At 46.4% G+C, this 575-nt stretch carries 1 protein-coding gene; it reads right to left on the bottom strand.

What is annotated here, in order from left to right; all coding sequences use genetic code 11:
* Nucleotides 1-326, bottom strand: a 326-nt coding sequence (locus tag ACG2E4_RS18485; RefSeq protein ID WP_395262597.1) for a hypothetical protein, incomplete at its 3' end; no start/stop codon positions are given.
* Nucleotides 327-575: the final 249 nt, after the last annotated feature.

Below are 575 nucleotides of genomic sequence, written 5' to 3' on the forward strand. Positions count from 1 at the left end.
ACCAGCAGTACTGCAGCTATTCGCAACAGCATGCCCAGCGGGTTTGCTCTCCTTCTATCCAACTGCCTGGGAACCGGTCCATACTCAAATTTATCGGTCTTTTTCTCCCTTTTGATCTGCTCGCTGATCGTATCCCAGGCACGCCTCTTGTTTCCCATCTTCAACACGTTTCCCGAAATGTCCCACAGGTTTTGCACCTCTTCCAGCTCCTCCTCGCGAGCGGGATCTTCATCAAGCCACTCATTAACGAACTTTTCATCTTCCCGGGAGTACTCGCCGGTTACATATCGTTTTATCTGTTCGGGATGTATCTCACGTAAACCCACGGTAATCTGATATTAAGGCGAATATTATCATTATTTTTCCTGCGTTCTTACTACAATGACAACTATACCTGTGGTTACCGTGACAGCTGCCTGGAAAAAATTTCTTTGATAAATGTGTTTATCATTCGTCACCCGCAGGGAATGGGGAATAATGTGGCTATTTCGGTCATATAGTGCCACTCATTTCGGGCCATATAGTGCCACTTTCCAACAGCGATATTAGCGGTTAACGGTCATTGGGTCAAGCGT

The organism is Halalkalibaculum sp. DA384, from assembly GCF_043951955.1.
Lineage (GTDB): Bacteria > Bacteroidota > Rhodothermia > Balneolales > Balneolaceae > JAMQKA01.